Annotated in this window: 1 tRNA gene and 2 rRNA genes (1 of these 3 cut by a window edge); all 3 read left to right on the top strand. The window is 55.8% G+C overall.

Annotated elements, in window-relative coordinates:
* Positions 1-1951, top strand: a 23S ribosomal RNA gene (locus GHK62_RS18730) (it extends 948 nt beyond the left edge of the window).
* A gap of 226 nt (positions 1952-2177) precedes the next feature.
* A 5S ribosomal RNA gene (gene rrf, locus GHK62_RS18725) occupies positions 2178-2292 on the top strand.
* A gap of 81 nt (positions 2293-2373) precedes the next feature.
* Positions 2374-2450, top strand: a tRNA-Met gene (locus tag GHK62_RS18720).
* Positions 2451-2500: the final 50 nt, after the last annotated feature.

Genomic DNA, 2500 nt, shown 5'->3' with positions numbered 1-2500 from the left:
TTCTCCGCGAAATCTATTTAGGTAGAGCGTCGACCGAATACCCCCGGGGGTAGAGCACTGGATGGGCTATGGGGACTCACCGTCTTACTGATCCTAACCAAACTCCGAATACCGGGGAGTACTAGTCGGCAGACACACGGCGGGTGCTAACGTCCGTCGTGAAAAGGGCAACAACCCTGACCTCCAGCTAAGGTCCCCAAGTCATGGCTAAGTGGGAAAGGATGTGAGGATCCCAAAACAACCAGGATGTTGGCTTAGAAGCAGCCATCATTTAAAGAAAGCGTAACAGCTCACTGGTCTAAATAAGGGTCTTTGCGCCGAAAATGTAACGGGGCTAAAGCCATGCACCGAAGCTGAGGATGTGCCGCAAGGCACGTGGTAGCGGAGCGTTCCGTAAGCCTGTGAAGGGATACCCGTGAGGGGTCCTGGAGGTATCGGAAGTGCGAATGTTGACATGAGTAACGATAAAGAGGGTGAGAGACCCTCTCGCCGAAAGACCAAGGGTTCCTGCTTAAAGTTAATCTGAGCAGGGTTAGCCGGCCCCTAAGACGAGGCGGACACGCGTAGTCGATGGGAACCACGTTAATATTCGTGGGCCTGGTGGTAGTGACGGATCGCTTAACTTGTCTGGACTTATTGGATTGTCCAGGCCTGGACGCGGTCCCGGGAAATAGCTCCACCGTATAGACCGTACCCGAAACCGACACAGGTGGTCAGGTAGAGTATACCAAGGCGCTTGAGAGAACTGCGTTGAAGGAACTCGGCAAATTGCACGCGTAACTTCGGAAGAAGCGTGACCCTTTTGTACGCAAGTATGATGGGGTGGCACAGACCAGGGGGTAGCGACTGTTTATCAAAAACACAGGGCTCTGCGAAGTCGCAAGACGACGTATAGGGTCTGACGCCTGCCCGGTGCTGGAAGGTTAAGAGGAGGGGTGCAAGCTCTGAATCGAAGCCCCAGTAAACGGCGGCCGTAACTATAACGGTCCTAAGGTAGCGAAATTCCTTGTCGGGTAAGTTCCGACCTGCACGAATGGCGTAACGACTTCCCCGCTGTCTCCAACGCAGACTCAGTGAAATTGAATTCCCCGTGAAGATGCGGGGTTCCTGCGGTCAGACGGAAAGACCCCGTGCACCTTTACTATAGCTTTACACTGGCATTCGTGTCGGCATGTGTAGGATAGGTGGTAGGCTTTGAAGCAGGGACGCCAGTTCCTGTGGAGCCGTCCTTGAAATACCACCCTTATCGTCATGGATGTCTAACCGCGGTCCGTCATCCGGATCCGGGACAGTGTATGGTGGGTAGTTTGACTGGGGCGGTCGCCTCCGAAAGAGTAACGGAGGCGCGCGATGGTGGGCTCAGAGCGGTCGGAAATCGCTCGTCGAGTGCAATGGCATAAGCCCGCCTGACTGCGAGACTGACAAGTCGAGCAGAGACGAAAGTCGGTCATAGTGATCCGGTGGTCCCGCGTGGAAGGGCCATCGCTCAACGGATAAAAGGTACGCCGGGGATAACAGGCTGATGACCCCCAAGAGTCCATATCGACGGGGTTGTTTGGCACCTCGATGTCGGCTCATCGCATCCTGGGGCTGGAGCAGGTCCCAAGGGTTTGGCTGTTCGCCAATTAAAGCGGTACGTGAGCTGGGTTCAGAACGTCGTGAGACAGTTCGGTCCCTATCTGCCGTGGGTGTAGGAATATTGACAGGATCTGTCCCTAGTACGAGAGGACCGGGATGGACATATCTCTGGTGGACCTGTTGTCCTGCCAAGGGCATAGCAGGGTAGCTATATATGGAAGGGATAACCGCTGAAGGCATCTAAGCGGGAAACCCACCTGAAAACGAGTATTCCCTTGAGAACCGTGGAAGACGACCACGTTGATAGGCCGGGTGTGGAAGTGCGGCAACGCATGAAGCTTACCGGTACTAATCGTTCGATCGGCTTGATCGTTCCCATTGCTTATGCTCATCATGGATGCGCATCGCAATTCTTTGTCCTCACGCTGTCGGCCTTCGGCCGACGCTGCGGACGGCGCGCCAGACGACTGGCGGCTCGGCTCTGCCGGCTGCTGGAGTTGTCCGGATAAGACGCATGACGTGTTCAAAACGAAGCAATCGCTTCACCAGCTTCTCGACAATTTGCTCCCCTCCGGGGAGCAACGCTTGCGCTTTGCCGACCTGGTGGTTCTGGCGGGGTGGCTGCACCCGTTCCCATTCCGAACACGGCCGTGAAACGCCCCAGCGCCGATGGTACTTCGTCTTAAGACGCGGGAGAGTAGGTCGCTGCCAGGTCTGCAAATCGCAAGATAAAACATCTTCTCTCACAAACGCCGGCAAACGGCGAAAACAACACAAAACAAAAACGAAAGTTGACGCGGGGTGGAGCAGCCCGGTAGCTCGTCAGGCTCATAACCTGAAGGCCGCAGGTTCAAATCCTGCCCCCGCAACCAACAAAAACCCCCGGTGCCCAAACGCCCCGGGGGTTTTGCCGTTCCCCCGC

It is taken from the genome of Sinorhizobium terangae (assembly GCF_009601505.1).
Taxonomy (GTDB): domain Bacteria; phylum Pseudomonadota; class Alphaproteobacteria; order Rhizobiales; family Rhizobiaceae; genus Sinorhizobium; species Sinorhizobium terangae.
Note: the sequence above shows the minus strand (reverse complement) of the source record. Positions and strands in the feature narration are given on the sequence as shown.